A 260-nucleotide genomic window follows, 5' to 3' on the forward strand; every position below is an offset into this window, starting at 1 on the left:
CCTTCATGACGGATATCGTGGGCGACAATGCCTATGTGCTTCAGCGCCGTCTCGATACCCACAGCGCCCTTACTCCCTATGCGAGCGCACTGGCGACGGTGCGGATGGTCAACCTCGTACAGGACGACGGGGTTTTTTGCCCCATGGCGATCATCAAGCTGCCACAGGGCGGGAACATCGCGGACAACTTCTGGCGCGGCGGAAACCTCGCCTGCTCCATCGACGTGGACAGCGGGAAGATCGAAACGGTGGCGCGCCGC

The 260-nt window shown here is 62.3% G+C and carries 1 protein-coding gene; it reads left to right on the forward strand.

Annotated features, from left to right (window positions below):
• A partial coding sequence (locus A3728_RS14040; protein WP_150120814.1) for a sugar-transfer associated ATP-grasp domain-containing protein occupies nucleotides 1–260 on the forward strand: 260 nt, incomplete at both ends.

This window comes from Sulfitobacter sp. HI0040, from assembly GCF_001634885.1.
Lineage (GTDB): Bacteria > Pseudomonadota > Alphaproteobacteria > Rhodobacterales > Rhodobacteraceae > Sulfitobacter.